Raw genomic sequence first — 18,556 nt, forward strand, 5'->3', positions numbered from 1 at the left:
GCAAACATCATTTTACAGAAATTTGGCCATGGGCCATTCTTTATTTAATTAGTGTTGCACTTAAAGTGTAAATTCAAGCTTAAATAAAAGGGGTAGTCGTTTGTTGCAAGCTTTATCAATATAAAGATGGAAAGCCAAACTACATATAAGAACACTTGGCGGACTGATGTCTGAGCTACTCTTTGTCAAAATGGCCAGCATCAGCAGGAATTGGTTGATGGCTCAGCTGCTGATTTGCTATTGATTTTTTCTAATAAGCATTTAAGATTATAAGAAATGGTGATTGACCCCAAATGGGGGGGTGATAACATGTTAAATACAGATCACACTAACTTTTCATGTTCTAATCTGGCTGTGGCAAAGAAAGGAAACATTCATGATTAAAAAGCTCTATGCGCTTAGTAAGTTCGAGACCAATATTGTTTTGAGTGACAAAGCAATTTTTCTATTCACCTTGTTATTTCCGACAGTTTATTTTCTGTTCAATGCGTTCACCGCTAATAGCGTTCATTCGGTTCGCAATTTTTACGATGTGATTCCGGGCTTTTGGACGTACATGGTCCTGGTGGGCGTCATCAACCAAATTACTTCCGCAATCGTCACAATGCGGGAGAATAACTTTTTGAAGATGTTTACCTTTATCGCCGGTGATAAACGGCTGATTTACTATGCCAACTTAATTCCCCAGATCTTTATTATTCAAGCTGAAATTTTAATCTTTGATGTGGTGGCGGCGCTTGTTTATCGAGTCGATCCAGCTGTTATCGAATTTATGGCGCTGACTTGGCTGGCCAACTTCCTGATTATTCCAATTGTTTCATTTTTCACCAGTCTGATTCTTCTTGCCCCGGTTAAGGTCCAAACGATGGGCGCCTTGATGACGGGCTACATCTTTTTAGGGTTGGCCTTGGCTTATATTTCGACTGGGTCATTTGCCTTAAATACAGTCTTGGCTGCGATCAATCCTGGTAACTTCATTATCAGAGCATACATCCTGATGATTCCCGGGGTTTCTCATCATGTCAGTTATTTAGTGATGTTGGCTGTGGTGGCGGTGGTTTACACGATTGTGAGCAACGTGGTTATCTCGCGCATGAGCCTCAACTCATCTACCAGTCGGGCTTGAAGGAGAAATAGGATGGAAATTACACATTTCAGCTATCAGTTACCTGATGGCAGACAATTATACGATGATTTGAATGCAAACTTTGCGGATGACAAGGTAAACGTTTTGCTGGGCCCAAATGGTGCGGGTAAGACGACGTTATTAGATTTCATTTCAACGGTTAATCCGCGACCCGCCGAAAACTTCATTGGGTTTCCGGATTTCAAGCAAATTGCTTATCAGCTGCAAGGGGTTCCTTTCATGGCTGAAGCAACCGTGTTTCAAACATTCAAAATGGTGATGGAAATCGAAAACACGAACCACAAATTTGCGATTGACGATCTGCCGGATGGCCTCGCAAAAGTTGCAAATACTAAATTTGGCAAACTTTCCGGTGGCCAGAAACGGTTGGTGATTATCGACATCATTTCCCGTTTGAATCGCGAACTTTATCTTTTTGACGAACCAGAAAGTGGCTTGGATCCAAAAATGGCGAACCGCGCCATTAGTAAAATTCGAGAGTTGAATCAACAAGGCAAGAAGGTCATCATGACTTCTCACCAATTTCAGAATATTACGAGCGATGATTATAATTTGCTATTTCTAGAGAATGGCAAAATTCGGTTTATGGGAACGCCGGCTGAGTTTCTGGAAGCCCAACGGACAGACAATCTCGGTGATGCATATATTAAGCAAGATGGTATGACCGGGTAAGGGTGATTTTCAAAATTTATCACTTGGGCGCACTGATAATCTGGTAAAATAAGTAGGGACAGCCGCAAAGATAGTCGGCCCACATTATTTCAAAGGAGTTTTATCGTGTTAGCCAACCTCAAATTACACCGATCAACTTACATATTTTTAGCCATCTGGGCGGCCTTAGCAATTGTCTTCTGTGCCATGACATATAAAGCCCAGCCACTTACTGTGACATTTATGAGAAATGACGGTCGGATCTTACAAGGGTTGCTGCGAGGGATCCTGTTGTTGGTTGTTTACGTGGCTTTCTCACTAATTCCATACCGCTTTGCAATCTTGATTCCCAACCTAGTCTATTTTGGCTTGTTGGTTACCTATATCTGGCAGCTTGTGTTTATCGCGATGGGCAGTAGTATAGTTGGGATTGGGGCCGATTTTGCGTTCATATTAGTGTATGCCTTATTGGTCTATTGTGCGACGATTACCGCGTTTCAAATTATCGAGCGGGTCAAATCCAGTCGGAGTGTTTACTACTTCCATAGATGGTCTAAAATTACCAAAAAGGTATTATTGGCCCATTGGTTGCCATTAATTGTCTTAGTCTGTGGCTACGCGTTTCTCTGGGCGACGGTTAATCCGGGATAACCCATTGATTCTTTGATGACTTTTAACAATCATGAGATTGGGACGAAAGGCGATTTGATCCCAGAATTTAAGTGAAAAAAGTAATGCGTTCTGGTTTTGGAATGCATTACTTTTTTGGCTTAAATGGCTGGGATCAGCCGTTTGTCGCAAGTTTTATCAATATAAGAATGGCAAGCTAAGTTGCATTTATAAACACTTTGCAGACTAATGACCATCCTTATTTTGATTAACTGACTAAGATCAGCAGTTTGGCACTTGCATTAACAAATCGGTAAAGAAACAATGAAAGCCAACTGACGATGTGTATCGCCTGCTTCTGGACTATGCTATTATGAAAGAAATAATCACTATTGGGGGGATCCAAATGAAAAAATTCGTTGTTTTGGCGGTTGCTGTCCTCGGCATCCTGACAGCCGGCTGTAGTTCCAAGAAGGCTAATCATCAACCAAGTGCCACCCAAATTGCTCAAAAGGCGATCAAGGCGGTTAAGTCAGTTAAAAGTGGTTATCAAAACGATCCATAAGGGTCAGGCAACCACGGGCCTGGTTTCCGGTCAATTTCACTTGAACCCCATGATCATGAAGGTCACGCTGGGCAACGGTGGTAAGTTGGTTGATCATTACTATTTTGATCAGAACAATATGTATATGAAGTCTGAAAACACTTGGTATAAAGGCAAAGTTAATCAGAAGAGTGAATTGGTCAAGCAACTTAAACGCCAATTGACGGCTTCTGGTAACGCAGCCGTCCTGACGCATCTCAAATCAGATTTGAAACTCAAAGAGCGTGACCAGACCTACACACTTTCATATAAAGGCGTCAATCCAGCTGGGGTGAAGGCAGCTAAACAGATCATTGTCTCTGAGGCTGGCAAGCAGGCCAACAAGACATTGAAAAACGTTCGGATTACCCATTTCGAGTATCGGTACACCCTCAATAAAAAAACGTCACTGCCCACCAAAACGTTTATTTCAATGAAGTATCGGGACAAACTCACTAAGAAATCGGTGACTGAAAAGGTAACTGGCACGTATCATCACATCAACAAGGTCAAAAAATTTACGGTGCCACAAGCAATTCAACAAGCGGCCCAAGGCTTTTAGTGGGTGAGGTGATTCACACCGCTTTGGTAGCATGTTTAATAATTAACAAAGTTTAATTTAACTCTCACTCAGTTGGAAGCTTTAAGCACTATACTATTCCTAAAACATTGAACTACAGGGGACGATAGCGATGACAATTGAGCAATCTTTAGTGACAAAGCATCCACAAATTAGTCAATTGATTTCACAAGAACCCATTTTTTGGCAGAATCCAGATTATGGGCAGCGGGCTGAGCTGCCATTTAGCAAGGCCGATATTTTTGATGCGGTAGCTCGCTGGGAACGGTTTGCACCCTATTTGGAACGGGTATTCCCAGAAACTGCCAGTATGCATGGGGTGATTGAGTCACCGTTAATCGAACTAGATCAGATGAAGGCACAGTGGAATGCGGATCATCATCAGTCTTTAACTGGCAAATTATATTTGAAGGCTGATAATGAACTACCGATTTCGGGTTCCATCAAATCTCGTGGTGGGATTTATGAAGTGCTGAAGTTTGCTGAAGAGGTTGCGATGGCACATACAGACTTGGCCTACATGGATGATTACAGTATTCTGGCCACTGACCAGTATAAGCAACTCTTTGCTCACTACGGAATCGCCGTAGCTTCGACTGGGAATCTGGCGCTCAGTGTCGGCATCATGGCCGCTACTTTTGGTTTCAAGACCACCGTCTATATGTCCCATGACGCCAAACAGTGGAAGAAAGATAAGTTGCGGGCCAACGGGGTTACGGTGATGGAGTATCAAACCAACTTTTCTGAAGTTGTGTCGATTGCCAGGACCGCAGCCCAAAAAGACCCAACCGTTCATTTTATTGATGACGAAGGTTCTACTGACCTGTTCTTAGGCTATTCTGTCGCCGCAGTTCGGCTGCAGGAACAATTTAAGCAGCGTCATATCAAAGTTGACCGCACCCATCCGGTTTTGGTTTACCTGCCAGCTGGGGTTGGCGGCAGTCCCAGTGGGGTGACGTTTGGGCTAAAGACGATTATTGGTCCATATATTCACGCCATCTTTTGCGAACCGACCCACGTACCATCGGTTACATTGGGGATGATGACCGGACTCAATAATCAGATTTCCGTTTATGATATTGGGTTGGATGGCCTCACTGCGGCCGACGGGTTGGCAGTTGGCCGACCATCGCGATTGGCTGGTAAAGTGATGCGGACATTGCTGTTTGGTTGCGCAACTTTTGAAGATCCGACCATCTACCGCTACGTCACCCAGCTTACCGATACACAAGAAATTACGGTTGAGCCTTCCGCAGCTGCTGGATTTACAGCAATCGAGCCATTGATTGACCACGTGCCAGCCTTTAATTCCGCTAATGCTACTCATATCGTTTGGGCAACTGGTGGCAGTATGATGCCAGAGAGTGAACGGCAAGTTAACTACGCCAAAGGTAAGGCACTACTTGAAAACAAATAAGCCAAAGTGAAAATGATTTCAATCATTATCATGTTGGAACCGAAAAAGTGATAAATTATTAATCTCTGCCACTAAACAAACAAGTCGCGTCATCATTCCCAGATCGGACTGATGACGCGACTTTTGGCTTAAGTGCCAGGATCAGGATACCGAATCCCAGTTTCGATATTTAATTTGTTCGGAAAGACTTTTGCATCAGCACTAAAATAATCAGCATACCCACGCCGATTAAGCCAAACGCAGCTGAAAAACCATGATTTTGGATTAACCAGCCCATTGCTGGGAATATGACAATCATCGCCATCGAGAAGAGGACACTCGCGACACTTAGTAGGGTGGCCCGTTGTTCAGAGGCAATCATGGTATTGTAATAATCGCTGAAGATTGGAGTGATCAGGGCACCTAATAGTTGTGACAGCAAGAATACCTCTACCAATAGCGGTGTCGAGTTAATCCAGCTCAACAGTAATAGAACGACCAGACTCAAGCTTAACAGTAGGATTAACGAGCGTTTGGAAAAATGAGCCTGAATCTGAGGCGTCACTCGAATGCCCGCGATGTTAATCAGCGCTGATAGAATCATCAATGCGGAGATCATCCAGCCAGAAAAAGAATCAGTTTCCATTAACGACTGAAAATAATAGTAGTAGGTCGTACAAATACTGGCAAAGAAGGCATCAAACAACATCAAGTTTCGCAGCTGGTGATTGTGTTTTAAAACCTGCCATGAAGTGGTCACAATTGATTTGATGGTCGGTTGATCGGCAGTTGCTTTTGGTTTCGTGATCCTAGGCTCCTTAAATAGGAGAACGGTGATGATACCGAAGAAACTCGCGAAGATTGAAATGACATAGGTTAGCTCAAAATACCAATGGACTAAGAATCCAGCAATCACAATGCCCGCTGTGTCGGCAAATTCAATCACAATGTCAACGTTGCTGGCGACTTTGGGATACTTGTCGGCCAACTTGGCTGGGATTAGCGAATCATAAAGCAAGGCGTCAATGGTACCCGATTGCAAATTATACGATAACGCGTTCAGCACAAATCCTACGGCAAATAACCAGAAATTTTGGCCAAGCAGCATGATCAAAGCGGAAACAATCGCTGCGACCCGTCCCCAAAATAGATCGAAGCGGTACGAAAAGCGGTCGGCTAACACGCCGGAAGGGACTTCAAAGATAAAGCTGGCAACGTGAAAGATGCTCTCACATAAGCCGATTTCAACCAGGCTGAGGCCCTTAGTCTGCAGATACATGACCCACAGGCCGGTAATCCCGAACCAGGATAAAAAGCTGTATGTGTAGCCTTTGGCAATGTTAGTCGGATAGTTAATTTTCATTTTAATGCACTCCAGTTTATTGAATTAGAAAACGGTTAACTGAAGTGCTTGGATCTCGATGATGCTGTGTTGCAGGCTAATCCAGGCGAGCATCATATCACTCCTATCATAAATTATGAGAAATATATTAATAAAATCATACCTTTTAATGTGAAAGAGGGCAAGAAGTAAACGAATTTTGTTACACCAAAATTGAGTGAGGCAGAGACGGACTTTTGCTACTTGAGACGGATCTATTTCTACTTCTTTTGAAAATAGATCACTTACTCAAAAAAGAATTGGTAACTACTACTCAACTTGGTATACTTAACCTGTGCTTATGAGAGGATAATGTGTAAACCGTTAATTTCCGCCCGCAAATGCGGTACAATTGTTCGTAATAGGTTTCGCTGAAGGAGTGATAGTATCTTTGATTCAAAATTGTTGGTTGCTGAGGACTTTTCTGCGGTTGGGAGAATGTCAATAACTGCTGCTATTTCAACATTTGCCGCGTTTGGGATTCAAACAGTGGCCGTGCCAACTGAGATTTTATCGACTCAAAGTGAAGGATTTGGTAAGCCTGCTATTCTGAACCTGGATGAATGGATGACCAAGGCTTTCAAACATTGGGATCATTTGACAGACTTGAATATTGGATCCACGGTGATTGGCTATGTTGGTAAGACTCAAACGTGTCGCCAACTGGCTGATCACCTGACTCAATTGAATTTAAAACGGATTCTGATTGATCCGGTAATGGGTGACCGGGGCGAAATGTACGCTGGCTTTGATGCGGATTATCTTAATGCGATCAAGCAACTGGTCAGGATTGCAACCGTAATCACCCCTAACGTCACCGAATTAGGGCTTTTGAGCGGAACCAACCCAACGGAACAATCAACCGATGACCAATTGATCGCCGCAATTCACGCCTGTGATACCAAGGCCACGGTGATTATCACCGGGGTTAAACGGGATGGTGGGATTGGCAGCTGCTTTTTGAAGGAAGGCAAACTCATTTGGATCAGCTCACCGATCCTGCCAGGTCACTTTTATGGGACCGGTGATCTGTTTGCGGCGTTGCTAGGTGGCTACCTGAACTTTGAAATGAACTTCGAAGCTGCTGTAAAACGGGCGGTCTTCGGAACTTACGAAGCGGTTGTCCAAACCAATCATCGACCGACAAGTGATCGAAAATATGGACTAGATTTAACCAAAACGTTGTATGATGTTGCCAGATTTACGCTCGGCCAAAATAGGGAAGAAGTGTGACAATATGTTACTCCAAACGATTAAAGATGATTTGGGCACCGTGTTGACTGAATATTTTGATAAGGTGAAATTTCCAGAAAATGGGTTGTTTGTTGTGGGCTGCAGCACCAGTGAGATTAGTGGTGACTGGAAAGGGACGAATTCTCGGTTAGATGTTGGCAATGCAGTTGTGGACACCTTAAACAAGTTCTTGGTTCCCCGGCACATCAACCTTGCCATTCAGGGCTGCGAACACATCAATCGCGCCTTATTGGTTGAGCGGTCAGTTGCCGAAAAGCATGACTTGGAAATTGTGTCCGTGGTTCCGGCCATGCATGCCGGCGGGGGAACGCAAGTAGCGGCGTACGAAAAGATGCGCGATCCAGTTGAGGTTGAACATATTACTGCATTTGGTGGCATCGATATTGGTGGCACAGAAATTGGGATGCACGTCAAGTATGTTCAAATTCCAATCCGAATGAGTCACCGCCAGGTGGGTGCAGCCAACGTGGTTTGTTTAGCGTCTCGGCCAAAATTGATTGGCGGCGAACGCGCAAAGTACGAGTTTACATCAGCAAACAAAGAAGATGACATATTAGGAGGAATGAGTTGATGGATCGAAAAAGTGTTGGCGGCAAGGTAAGCACAGATATTTTTAAGGTAGTCCTAACAGCGATGTTCATTGCGGTGACGGTTGCGATTAGTCGCTTCTTTATCATTCCTGTTCCAATGACCCACGGTAATGTCAACTTATGTGATGCCGGAATTTTTATTAGTGCCCTGCTACTTGGACCGAGAGTTGGTGGAGTTGTCGGTGGTGCCAGTGGTTTTCTACTGGACCTGATTTCCGGATATGGCCAGTATATGTGGTTCTCACTGATCGTTCACGGTGCAGAAGGGCTGATCGTTGGCCTGATCGCGGGAAAAAATACCGATAAGAAATGGACCAAATTAATCGCAGTCAGTGTTGGAATTGTGATCATGGTCATCGGCTATTTTGTGGCCGATTCGGTTCTGTATACGATGTACGCCGGGCTTGTCGGCATTGGCACTAACCTGATTCAAGGACTGGTGGGTGCGGTGATTGCTTACTTGGTGACTCCTAAGTTAAGGAAACGAATCTAGGTAGTTTCGTCAGAATAACAAGTTTTGGAGACCAAAAAGGATGAAACAAATTATGACAATTTGCTTCATCCTTGGGCTTCACAACTCATCTTTATGAGAGCTTAACTTGAAATTTTTGATAAACGTGTCAAGGTTTAGGATATCTTGATTAGATAAACGACCAATAGTCTTAAAAGTTAACCCGATTTTTGGGAAATTCAAAATTTGACCAATATCAACCCATGACTCCTTGTACAGACCAGCTTGACGCCAGTCATGGATATGAAAATATTGACGCTGAATGTGAGGGGACTTATTGTGATACTTTGTCGTAATTTTGAAGGCTTGAATGTACTTGTCATTGATGGTTCTCACAAGAACAGGCCTTTTCTTGCCACTACCCGTTTCAACAAAACTGACGTATAAACTGACAATATCATTAGTCTTCATCCGGATTATCCAGCCATTTCTGAACTTCCTTTGCATCTTTAAAGGTATGCATTGGCGTATCTTTGGTATTGTTAAGAATGGATAGGGTCGCTTTTTGGGTGTCAGTCATTTTTAAATCAAACGGCATCCCGCCCTCGGCAATCACCTTTTTGTAAAACGCAGTTAGCGCACTGGTTTGATTAAGGCCGATTTCATTAAAAACCTGTTCGGCCTGGTTGGCAATATCTCTGTCAATATTAACCTGAATCTTTTTCTTTGGCTTTTCTTTGATAGCCATGAGTGCCACTTCCTTTTGATGACGTATTTTATTCTTAGATTGGATACAATGGTATTATACTATATTTTGAATACTATTAAAATTAATATGTACTTATCTATGACTGCAAATTCATCCTGTCAGCATGATTGGTAATCAACCTATATCATAATGACAAGTTTCAAAAATATCATATTTAGAAAGGATCATTCCAATGGATCAATTAACAAATTCGTTAGATAAACAAGATTTTGATCGACTACACACAGATTTTAAGCAGGCCCCTAAAAGCGATTTACTGTCCCGAATTGTGACGCAAAACGGGATTAACCAGACTGCTCAGGATCCGGACGCCGAAGTTCGGTTGGATCCAGTCTTCTCCGTTGACTTGCAGACTGGTTCAGTGACCAATCAGAAACAAAGTGGCCGCTGCTGGCTGTTTTCGTTGGTCAACACGTTGCGGCATGGGTTCGCGAAGAAGTATAAGGTCAAGGACTTCAACTTATCCCAAAAGTACTTGTTCTTCTGGGACAAGATCGAAGAAGCCAACATTTTTTATGATCACATTTTGGCAACGGCAACGCGGCCAGCCGATGATCGAGAAGTTGACTTTTATTTGAGTCTCCCCGGTGGTGATGGCGGTCAATGGGCAATGGCGGCTGCCTTGGTTCAAAAGTACGGCGTGATGCCGGTGAGCCAGTATCCAGAAACCAGTAACGTGGAAAATACCGGTGCTTTCGACACGGTGATGAATCGCAAACTGCGAATTGACGGGATGAAGTTACGGGACATGGTGAATGCCCAGAAATCTGATAAAGAAATTGCGGCTGCCCGTAAACAGATGTTGAGCGAAGTCTATCGAATCACCGCTTATTCGTTTGGCGAGCCGCCAACAACTGTTGACTTTGAATATCTGGATGATGATAAAAAGTACCACAAGATCTCGGGATTAACGCCTCAGGAATTTTATGACCAATACTTTGGTGTTGACTTAGATGATTACGTGGTTGCCACTAATTCGCCGGATAAGCCGTTGAATAAACTGTATTCAATGCCCAGCGAGGACAACGTGGTCGGCGGCAAGCAGATCGAATTTTTGAACCTGCCAATGGCAACGTTAAAGCAGGCCGCGATCGCTCAGCTTAAAGACGGTGAGACAGTTTGGTTCGGCAACGATGTCTTGGAACAAATGGATCGTAAAAAAGGTTACTTGGATAGTCATTTGTATCGCTACTCAGACTTATTTGGAACTAACTTGGAAATGGACAAGGCCAACCGATTGGCCTATCACCAAGCCGAGGTGTCCCACGCAATGACCTTAGCTGGGGTGGACTTGGACGATGACGGCAAGTCAACCAAGTGGAAGGTTGAAAATTCTTGGGGTGACAAGAACGGCGTCAAAGGCTACTTCACCATGAGCGACGACTGGATGAACGACTATGTTTATGAAGTCGTGGTGCACAAGAAGTATCTGACTCAAGAGCAGCAAGCCTTACTCAAACAAGCACCAGTTGAATTGCCAGCATGGGATTCATTGGCTTAATGAAGATAAAATTAACTGTGGCATCACTTGAATGATCTTCGGGTGGTGTTTTTTTGTGTTTTTCAGAGTAAGTGGGCATGAAATAGCATATTATTGTTCATTATCAGCAGCTGAGATTTTTTTCAATTGTAATCGGTTTCTGGCCTGGTTAAACTAAGCTTGTATGACTAAATTATTGACGAAGAAGGCAACCGAAATGCAAAAACCATTTGATCAAATTCAACTCCACGCAATTTCTAAGGCGGCTCAGGCCGAGATGCAGGATAAGCTGGATAATTTGTCCAAACCAATTAAGGGACTGGGCCAGCTGGAACGATTGGCTGATAAGTTGGCTGGGATTCAAGAAACCACTGATTTGAAAATTGATAAACGGATCTGCTTGGTATACTGTGCCGATCATGGGATTGTTTCAGAGGCGGTGTCGGCGACGTCAGAACCGCTTTCCAACGTTTTGTCGGCGAACGTCGCGGAAGGTCACGCTTGCGTGAACGCCTTGGCAATGCGGAATCGTTGTGAAGTCAAGGTGTTTGATATTGGTCTGGCTGGGGGCTATCAGACAACCAAGATGGTGAACGAGAAGATTCAGCGCGGCACCAAGAACATGCTGACAAGCGATGCGATGAGTCGGCAAGATGCTGTTAAGTCAATTCAAACCGGCTATGACAATGCCAAGCAGGCAATCGCTGACGGCAACCAGTTGTTGTTGCTAGGCGAAGTTGGTCTCGGCAATACCAGTGCATCATCGGCGATTGTGTCAACGATGCTTGCACTGCCGGTCGATGACGTTGTGGATAAGGGATCTGATATTTCGGTGAAGCAGTTTGAGCACAAGAAGCAAGTCATCAAAGATATTTTGACTGCTCGCAGGCCAGACAAAGCAGATCCACTTGGCGTCTTAAGCAAGGTGGGCGGCTTTGAAATTGGGGCGACAGTGGGGACGATGATTGCCGGGGCAGAAGTCGGCGTGCCGGTCATTATGGATGGCTTCATTTCAGATGCCGCTGCGGTGTTGGCCAAAGCCTTTTATCCTGATATTACTGGTCACCTGATTGCTTCTCATTTGTCTGGTGAAAAGGGGGCGCAACGGGTGCTGGATTATCTCGATTTAAAGCCGTTACTTCAGTTAGGAATGGCAGTCGGTGAAGGCTCTGGTGCTGTGGTTGCCCTGGCGCTGATCGATGATATTCAATCGGTATTGGTTAATATGAATACGTTGCAGGATTTGAACTTTGAGTATGAAAACTAGGTAAACTTGTTTGACACTTAGCCTTTTATTGGATATTATTCAAGATGACAAGGGAAGTCATAGATACGCAAAAAGGAACCCGGTCAGGGGTTCCTTTTTTATGTAGAATGGTTGAAATATGCCGTCCTTCATAAAACTAATGTTTATTCAACCATTTGGCGAAAAGTGTTACAATAATGCCAGCCAAGATAGCGATGGATAACTGGATTAACAGGGAAGCCTTAAATAACACCTCCCTTCTACAAATGATGAGTTGTAGAAAAGGCGGACGGCTTTTTAATGATACCGGATAATCAGGGACCTGACTAATGACTTTTTAGTTATTGTTCGGTTCATATGATCATGAATAAATATTTAAAAAAACGTGAGCTAACACCAATCTTGGCTCGCGTTTTTTATAATCCATTATCATTTCAATTACTTACTTAACTCCAGTTCCACTGGTTACTTCAGTAATCCATTGATCCAGTTGGCCGACATCATAGGTCTTCTTGATGTTACTCATTATCTGAGATAGCGGAACCGACTCTAATGAAGTCCTGAGTTTTTCTTCGACCGTATCCATTACGGATGAAATCACGCATTCTTTTTCGTTGCCATCATCTTTGCCCTCAATAAAATCGTTGATCAGGTACTGACTGTTAAAAATGCTGCCCTTTCCCTCAATTGCACCAAAAACTTGATATAAGTTGATTTTATCAATTGGTCGTGAGAGGGAGAAACCACCATTTTTACCTGTAGTTGAATTGACCAGTCCCTCATGAACTAAAGATTTCATGATTTTTTTGAGATAGGAGTGCGAAACGTTTAGACGGTCACTGATGACCGCCGAGTTAAGGGCTGCACCCTGAGGCAATCTTGAGAGAATTAATAAGACGTAGATGCTCTGCTCCAAACCAGACGAAATTTTCACTTGACATTCTCCTTTAGCAAAATTATATTAATAGTTATTAATTAGAGACAAAAGATATCCCCAATGGTTTCGAATAGCTAATTGAGATTTTTTGAGATTAATTAGGGATATTTTTTATCTCAATTATGACTATTATTTTACAACAATCACGGATTCTTTTCCACGATTGTTGGTTCAAAAAAAATTAGGAGGATTCAAGTTATGGATGAAGGTATCAAGGCAACGAAAGCCAGACCATTAACGCTGCTAGTTGTTTTATCATTAGGATTTGTCATGGCGGTTCTGGATACGACCGGAGTGGTTTTAGCAGTGCCGGAAATCAAGAAATTTCTAGTGGTGTCGATTAGTGAATCAGTTTGGATTATTAATGCCTACACGCTAGCCCTTGGGACGTTCCTGTTGTTGGCGGGGAATTTAGCGACCAAATTTGGCGCCCGGAAAACGTTGATGACGGGAATGCTACTCTTTGTCATTGCCTCACTCAGCTGTTCGTTGGCTGGCAATATTTATCTCTTGATCGGTTTTCGGTTTATTCAAGGATTAGGTGCCGCGTTATTTATGCCAGCCTCGATGGCAATTCTTTACCGAAGCTTTTCGGATACGGGTGAATTTCCCAAAATGCTTGGCATCTGGACGACAATTATTTCGGTGGCGACTGGGACTGGTTCGTTTATCGGCGGCACCTTAATCCAATATTTTGGCTGGCGGAGCGTGTTTTTGATTAATGTCCCCTTAGGCTTGATTACCGTTACATATGTTTTGCTGACTGTTCAGCGGGACACCCCAAACTCAAGGGCAAAAATTGATGTTTTAAGTAACTTTTTGCTGGTTCTGGTTATTTCCAGCTTAGTGATTTTTCTGGTCGAGGGTAATCAATTTGGCTATGCGCGTTGGCGAATTCTGGCGTTCTTAGCTGCCGCTGTCTTGTTAGGAATTGGGTTCATAATTCGTGTCACCCATAGTCCGGCACCGATCATTCCAAAGATTTTACTCAGAAAGCCAGAGTTTACGGCGACTAATCTTGTTGGTTTTCTAACCAATGTGTCGCTATATGGGATTGTACTGGTTCTTGGCCTTTATTATCAGATGGCATTGCATTTGTCATCGCTAGTTGCTGGTTTGTTAATTCTACCTGGGATGACGGTCCTCATCATTGGTAATATCTTTTATACCAAATATGCCACCCAAATTGGCCCACAAAAGTTAGCAATCTGTGCGACGATCGTGACGCTAATTGGTGCAATGGCGATGTTAGGCGTTTCATCCTTAGCTCAGCCAATTCCAATCTGGGCAATCATCCTCAACTTTGCCATCATGAGTATTGGCATTGGGGTGGTTGTGCCAGCCAGTACGACTTTATTGATGCAGGCAGCTGGTAATCAGTATTCTAGTATTGCCGGTGCAACCTTAAACGCCAACAAACAAATTGGCGGTCTGTTTGGGACAGCGATAATGGGGATGATTATCACTCATTTTGGGTCAAACTGGGCGGCAGTTATTCAAGGGACTTTTGTTGTGAACGTTATTTTATACTTGGTTGCTGCATTCCTATTATGGAAATTTGTTGGCCAGTCGACCACTGAAGATACCAAGCATTTTTAAGTGAGATCAGACCACTTTTTTCTATTTGTAAACCTGCAATATTACTTAAAATGATATCAAAAAAGGAGCCCTGTTTGGACTCCTTTTTAGACGAATAAGGGATTATAAAATTACCGGACGTGGTAATCGTTGCTGGACTTTGGTTGGATTGTGTTGTTACCAGTCGCATATAAGAATATAAAAAAGCTAACCGTTAATAACGATTAGCTACCCGTATCATTCTAATTTTTGCTTAAATGGCGAGGATCAGCCGTTTGTCGCAGGTTTTATCAATATAGGAATAAAAAGCCAAGTTGCTTTTTAAACCACTCTCTACTTACTGTGCAGGCGTTACCAACACTTGTTTAGCGGGATCGTCGTCCAAATTGCGGACAACTTGATAACCCGAAACTTTCAAATTAGCTGCTTTGTACGTTCCAGAAACCTTGTCCTTAACGGAAACAGTCTGGTCCATTGGGATATCTGAGAGCTTTCCCTTCATATAAATCACTGGTTGATCTTTAGAATCGTTCTTGAAAGAATACTTCAATGTTCCCTGTTTATCCAAATCATTAGCTTTCTTGGCCTGACTGTAGGTCTTGTACATCTTATTAACGCTGTAAATGGTGACGGTGTTGTTCTTCTTATCAAACTTATAGGCGTCGATGCCTGATTTACTCTTATAGTTAATTGAGCCGTTCATATACCAAAGATTGTCGTTGGAAACCAACGCTTCTTTGGCCGATTGATGCTTAACGGGATTCTGCATGCTGGCCTTATCGCTGTCGCTATTAGATGAACTCTTTTTGGAAGAATTTCCACAACCAGCTAAAAATAGGCTAAATGTTGCGACAACCGTCAAAATAACGGCTAATGATCTGTTCTTTTTCATATTCGTAATCACCTCATATGATGAAATTATCACACAATACTTGCAAAATCTAGTAGTATGGCTGAATATTAATAAAAGATACAAAGTTTTAACGTGATCGAAATTTTTGACCCATCAAACTACGAAGATAAGAGGTACAAAGCTATGGCTACGATTCGCGATATTGCAAAAAAACTGGGCTTGTCGGTGTCCACCGTTTCCCGAGCCCTTAATGATAATCAGCGAATTAGTGTCCGCACCCGCCGCCAGGTTAAAGAAGTTGCTGAAGACATGGGATACCAGCCAAATTACAACGCCAGAAACTTGACGAATCAAGAGGCTAATTCGGTCGGCGTGATTTTCCCGGTTAACAACCGGGTGGTCGATAACATTTTTTACGTTGGCCTATTGCGAGGGATCAACGAACAGCTAAACGCCCGCAATTACGTCCTATCAGTGGCCATTGGCGAGTCTACTGAGCAAGTGCTTGATAACGTGAAGTCAATGATCAACCGTGCCCAAATCAAACGGTTTATTTTGCTTTATTCCCATGAAAATGACCCGGTGATTGAGCTGCTGCAAGCTGAGCCGGTGGAATTTGTTACGATTGGAAAACCAGCTGGGGGACAGCACTGGTTGTACGTTGATAATGATAACGTGGAAGCCGGTGCGGATGGGGTGGATTATTTAATGAAGTGGCTCCATGTCGACAATCCTGTTTTTGCGGAATCGACGAACAATTGGCCTTACGAAATCGACCGAAAATCCGGGTATCTCCGAGAAATGAAGCTGGCTCATAAAACACCCGTCATTTTTCCGGTTCCCGATGATGATGAAGCTGTGGTTAACCAATTTATCGAGGAAAATCCTCAAATGGATGGCGTGGTCGCAATTGATGATTTCACCGGCTTGAAGGTTTATCATCGATTTAAATTGCTTCATCCCGACAGAGAAATCGAAGTGGTAGGGTATAACAACTCTTTGCCGAATGAACTGACTGATCAGCACTTTCATTCAGTTGACCTGAACCCAAATGAAATGGGTCGATCAGCTGTAAAGTTGCTCTTCCAAACGGAGAAGCCCAAGCGACAACACATCATTGTGAGTCATGCCATTCAAAAATAATTGTCAGAATAGAAGGTTGACCCATGAAGCAACAGAATCAATGGATTTTACTGATGTCGACATCGATTGTATCTTTCATGTCAACAATCGATGCCAGTATTGTGAACATCGCGATTCCAAAGATGTCACGAGATCTCAATATTTTGAATAATCAAGCCGAATGGATCGTGTCAGTCTATTTGGTGTTGATTTGTGTCTTACTAATCTTCTTTGGCAAGCTGTCAGATCAAATTGGCCGGGTTCGAATTTTCCAAACCGGAACGATTATTTTTGTCCTGGGATCACTCTTTTGCGGTCTTAGCGTTAATTTGCCGATGATTCTAGGGGCGAGAGTGATTCAAGCGCTCGGGGCATCGATGACGATGGCGACTAACTTTAGCATCATTACCGACATTTTCCCACCTAATAAACACGGATTAGCCCTTGGGGTAAACAGTTCATTTGTCCAAATCGGCAATATCGCTGGCCCAGGGGTTGGGGGCTTAATTTTAACCTGGTTTAACTGGCATTTTATTTTCTTTGTCAACGTGCCAATTGGGATTATTGCTTACATACTAGGGCATCATTTCTTCCCCCATGCGCCAATGCCTCAGCAACGAATCAAAATTGATTTTCCGGGATTTATCGCCTATGCAGGGATGGTCATCGCGTTTTTCTTGATGATCTTCTGGGGCCAAGTAATTGGCTTTGGTGATTTAAGAATTATAGGCTTGTTGGTGGTCACGGGAATCCTTCTGGTAATCTTTGTAGTGGTTGAGCACCAGGTGCCGGAACCACTGATTGATCTGAGAATCTTCCACAACTTGGGCTTTAGCTTTGGAATCTTGTCGGCGATGTTGGTCTATGCCTGCGGTTACTTCAATAATGTCATCATGCCGTTTTATTTGCAGGATCGCTTGCTGCTATCCTCAGCGGTTGCCGGAATCATCTTGATGGCCGTCCCAATTCTCAATATTTTCAGTGCCCCCACCGGTGGCTATATTGCCGATCGAATTGGAGCGGAGAAGGTGTCATTTTACGCACTATTTATTTTTTTAATTCCTGAAATCATATTTATGGTGATTCAGCCTCAGTGGTCGCTTGCTTGGCTGGTAATTGGTCTGGCGCTGTTCGGGACTGCCAACGGAGCGTTCCAGAACAATCCGATGATCATGGGAAATGCTGCCCCAGAATTTCAGGGGATTGCCGGCTCCATTGCTGCCCTCGGTCGAAATTTGGGGATGGCAATCGGTTTGGCACTGGCAACCTCATTACTGTATTTTGGGATCAGTCTGCAGGGTGGTAAACGGATCACCACTTACCCAGATGCGCATCCGGCTTGGTTTGTTGGGGGGATGCATTTTGCGTATCAAATTGCCTTAGGGATGATTCTGGTGGCGATTAGCTTACTGAGGATCGTGCTGTATCACAAGCGGAAGAAGACTGCTTGATCAAAAGGCTCCTCAGCAATCATTTCCCAGAATGGGACGGTTGTTGAGGAGCCTTTGATTTTCGGATTGGAAGGCTTATATGAATTCCGCTTTGGTGCGCTCACTGATTTAGGACAGCTTCTCAAAGCAATAGCCTGCACATAAGCACCACCAACAAAAATCCAGAACCAGGATTTCCGCTTGTGGAGACTTATGTTCCGGTTATTAACCGCTTTGGTGCGCTCACTTATTTTTAGGACAGCTGTTCCAGGCAGCAACCTGCACGAAAGCACCTTTGGCAAAAATCCCAGAATCAGGGATTCCTGCCAAAGGAGACTTACGCTCCGGTTGCTAACCGCCTGGATCCGCTCACTTTATTTTAGGACAGCTCCTCCAAGCAGAGATCTGCATGTAAGCGCCTCGAACAAAAATTCCCAAAACCAGAATTTCCGTTCGAGGCGACTTACACTCCGATCTCTAATCGCTTGGATCCGCTCAC

The 18,556-nt window shown here is 43.6% G+C and carries 19 protein-coding genes; 14 read left to right on the forward strand and 5 right to left on the reverse strand.

Annotated features, from left to right (window positions below; translation table 11 throughout):
* Window positions 1-376: 376 nt before the first annotated feature.
* From KTE19_RS08680 to dsdA, 6 genes are all read left to right on the forward strand, one after another.
* Window positions 377-1,126 (forward strand): hypothetical protein, encoded by a 750-nt coding sequence (locus KTE19_RS08680; RefSeq protein ID WP_217342091.1) that lies wholly within the window; start codon window positions 377-379, stop codon window positions 1,124-1,126.
* A gap of 12 nt (window positions 1,127-1,138) precedes the next feature.
* Window positions 1,139-1,819: an AAA family ATPase gene (locus KTE19_RS08685; RefSeq protein ID WP_217342092.1), complete on the forward strand. Its 681-nt coding sequence runs from the start codon at window positions 1,139-1,141 to the stop codon at window positions 1,817-1,819.
* Between the two features lie 105 nt (window positions 1,820-1,924).
* Window positions 1,925-2,449 (forward strand): hypothetical protein, encoded by a 525-nt coding sequence (locus tag KTE19_RS08690; RefSeq protein ID WP_217165113.1) that lies wholly within the window; start codon window positions 1,925-1,927, stop codon window positions 2,447-2,449.
* Between the two features lie 364 nt (window positions 2,450-2,813).
* Window positions 2,814-2,972 (forward strand): hypothetical protein, encoded by a 159-nt coding sequence (locus KTE19_RS08695; RefSeq protein ID WP_217342093.1) that lies wholly within the window; start codon window positions 2,814-2,816, stop codon window positions 2,970-2,972.
* Window positions 2,950-3,552 carry a DUF6612 family protein gene (locus KTE19_RS08700; RefSeq protein WP_217342094.1) on the forward strand — a complete coding sequence of 201 codons (603 nt, stop codon included), beginning with the start codon at window positions 2,950-2,952 and terminating at the stop codon, window positions 3,550-3,552. Before KTE19_RS08695 ends, KTE19_RS08700 begins: the two co-directional genes overlap by 23 nt.
* Window positions 3,553-3,682: 130 nt before the next feature.
* The gene (gene dsdA / locus KTE19_RS08705) at window positions 3,683-4,987 is read left to right on the forward strand and encodes a D-serine ammonia-lyase (protein WP_217342095.1); all 1,305 of its coding nucleotides are present in this window, start codon (window positions 3,683-3,685) and stop codon (window positions 4,985-4,987) included.
* Window positions 4,988-5,156: 169 nt separating this feature from the next.
* Here dsdA and KTE19_RS08710 read toward each other — a convergent pair whose 3' ends face one another.
* Window positions 5,157-6,329, reverse strand: coding sequence for an MFS transporter (locus KTE19_RS08710; protein ID WP_217165118.1), 1,173 nt, complete (start codon window positions 6,327-6,329; stop codon window positions 5,157-5,159).
* Between the two features lie 456 nt (window positions 6,330-6,785).
* On the opposite strand from KTE19_RS08710, the gene KTE19_RS08715 reads away from it, so the two are divergent.
* Genes KTE19_RS08715 through KTE19_RS08725 form a run of 3 tightly spaced genes read left to right on the forward strand, consistent with a single transcriptional unit; the run spans window position 6,786 to window position 8,684 of the window.
* A complete protein-coding gene (locus tag KTE19_RS08715; RefSeq protein ID WP_217165121.1) occupies window positions 6,786-7,580 on the forward strand; it encodes a PfkB family carbohydrate kinase in 795 nt (264 codons plus the stop codon).
* Between the two features lie 4 nt (window positions 7,581-7,584).
* Window positions 7,585-8,172, forward strand: coding sequence for a TIGR01440 family protein (locus tag KTE19_RS08720; RefSeq protein ID WP_217165123.1), 588 nt, complete (start codon window positions 7,585-7,587; stop codon window positions 8,170-8,172).
* Window positions 8,172-8,684, forward strand: a complete 513-nt coding sequence (locus tag KTE19_RS08725) for an ECF transporter S component (RefSeq protein WP_217165125.1) — start codon at window positions 8,172-8,174, stop codon at window positions 8,682-8,684. Before KTE19_RS08720 ends, KTE19_RS08725 begins: the two co-directional genes overlap by 1 nt.
* Before the next feature lie 78 nt (window positions 8,685-8,762).
* On the opposite strand, the gene KTE19_RS08730 is transcribed toward KTE19_RS08725, so the two are convergent.
* The gene (locus KTE19_RS08730) at window positions 8,763-9,113 is read right to left on the reverse strand and encodes a putative type II toxin-antitoxin system PemK/MazF family toxin (protein ID WP_217165127.1); all 351 of its coding nucleotides are present in this window, start codon (window positions 9,111-9,113) and stop codon (window positions 8,763-8,765) included.
* Window positions 9,103-9,390, reverse strand: coding sequence for a type II toxin-antitoxin system RelB/DinJ family antitoxin (locus KTE19_RS08735; protein WP_217165129.1), 288 nt, complete (start codon window positions 9,388-9,390; stop codon window positions 9,103-9,105). The genes KTE19_RS08730 and KTE19_RS08735 overlap by 11 nt, the downstream gene beginning before the upstream one ends.
* A gap of 193 nt (window positions 9,391-9,583) precedes the next feature.
* Here KTE19_RS08735 and KTE19_RS08740 point away from each other — a divergent pair, with 193 nt between their 5' ends.
* Both KTE19_RS08740 and cobT read left to right on the forward strand, forming a co-directional pair.
* A complete protein-coding gene (locus tag KTE19_RS08740) occupies window positions 9,584-10,912 on the forward strand; it encodes a C1 family peptidase (RefSeq protein ID WP_217342096.1) in 1,329 nt (442 codons plus the stop codon).
* 196 nt (window positions 10,913-11,108) lie between these two features.
* Window positions 11,109-12,158, forward strand: coding sequence for a nicotinate-nucleotide--dimethylbenzimidazole phosphoribosyltransferase (gene cobT, locus KTE19_RS08745; protein WP_217342097.1), 1,050 nt, complete (start codon window positions 11,109-11,111; stop codon window positions 12,156-12,158).
* Window positions 12,159-12,579: 421 nt separating this feature from the next.
* Here cobT and KTE19_RS08750 read toward each other — a convergent pair whose 3' ends face one another.
* Window positions 12,580-13,071 (reverse strand): RrF2 family transcriptional regulator, encoded by a 492-nt coding sequence (locus tag KTE19_RS08750; protein ID WP_217164624.1) that lies wholly within the window; start codon window positions 13,069-13,071, stop codon window positions 12,580-12,582.
* Between the two features lie 201 nt (window positions 13,072-13,272).
* Here KTE19_RS08750 and KTE19_RS08755 point away from each other — a divergent pair, with 201 nt between their 5' ends.
* Complete coding sequence (locus KTE19_RS08755) at window positions 13,273-14,673, forward strand: MFS transporter (protein ID WP_217342098.1); 1,401 nt, start codon at window positions 13,273-13,275, stop codon at window positions 14,671-14,673.
* A gap of 316 nt (window positions 14,674-14,989) precedes the next feature.
* On the opposite strand, the gene KTE19_RS08760 is transcribed toward KTE19_RS08755, so the two are convergent.
* Window positions 14,990-15,544: a hypothetical protein gene (locus KTE19_RS08760; protein ID WP_217164628.1), complete on the reverse strand. Its 555-nt coding sequence runs from the start codon at window positions 15,542-15,544 to the stop codon at window positions 14,990-14,992.
* A gap of 144 nt (window positions 15,545-15,688) precedes the next feature.
* Between KTE19_RS08760 and KTE19_RS08765 the strand changes: the two genes are divergently transcribed.
* Both KTE19_RS08765 and KTE19_RS08770 read left to right on the forward strand, forming a co-directional pair.
* The gene (locus KTE19_RS08765; protein ID WP_217164630.1) at window positions 15,689-16,648 is read left to right on the forward strand and encodes a LacI family DNA-binding transcriptional regulator; all 960 of its coding nucleotides are present in this window, start codon (window positions 15,689-15,691) and stop codon (window positions 16,646-16,648) included.
* 23 nt (window positions 16,649-16,671) lie between these two features.
* Window positions 16,672-18,078 carry an MFS transporter gene (locus tag KTE19_RS08770; protein ID WP_217164632.1) on the forward strand — a complete coding sequence of 469 codons (1,407 nt, stop codon included), beginning with the start codon at window positions 16,672-16,674 and terminating at the stop codon, window positions 18,076-18,078.
* Window positions 18,079-18,556: the final 478 nt, after the last annotated feature.

The organism is Lentilactobacillus dabitei, from assembly GCF_019061365.1.
Classification (GTDB): Bacteria; Bacillota; Bacilli; order Lactobacillales; family Lactobacillaceae; genus Lentilactobacillus; species Lentilactobacillus dabitei.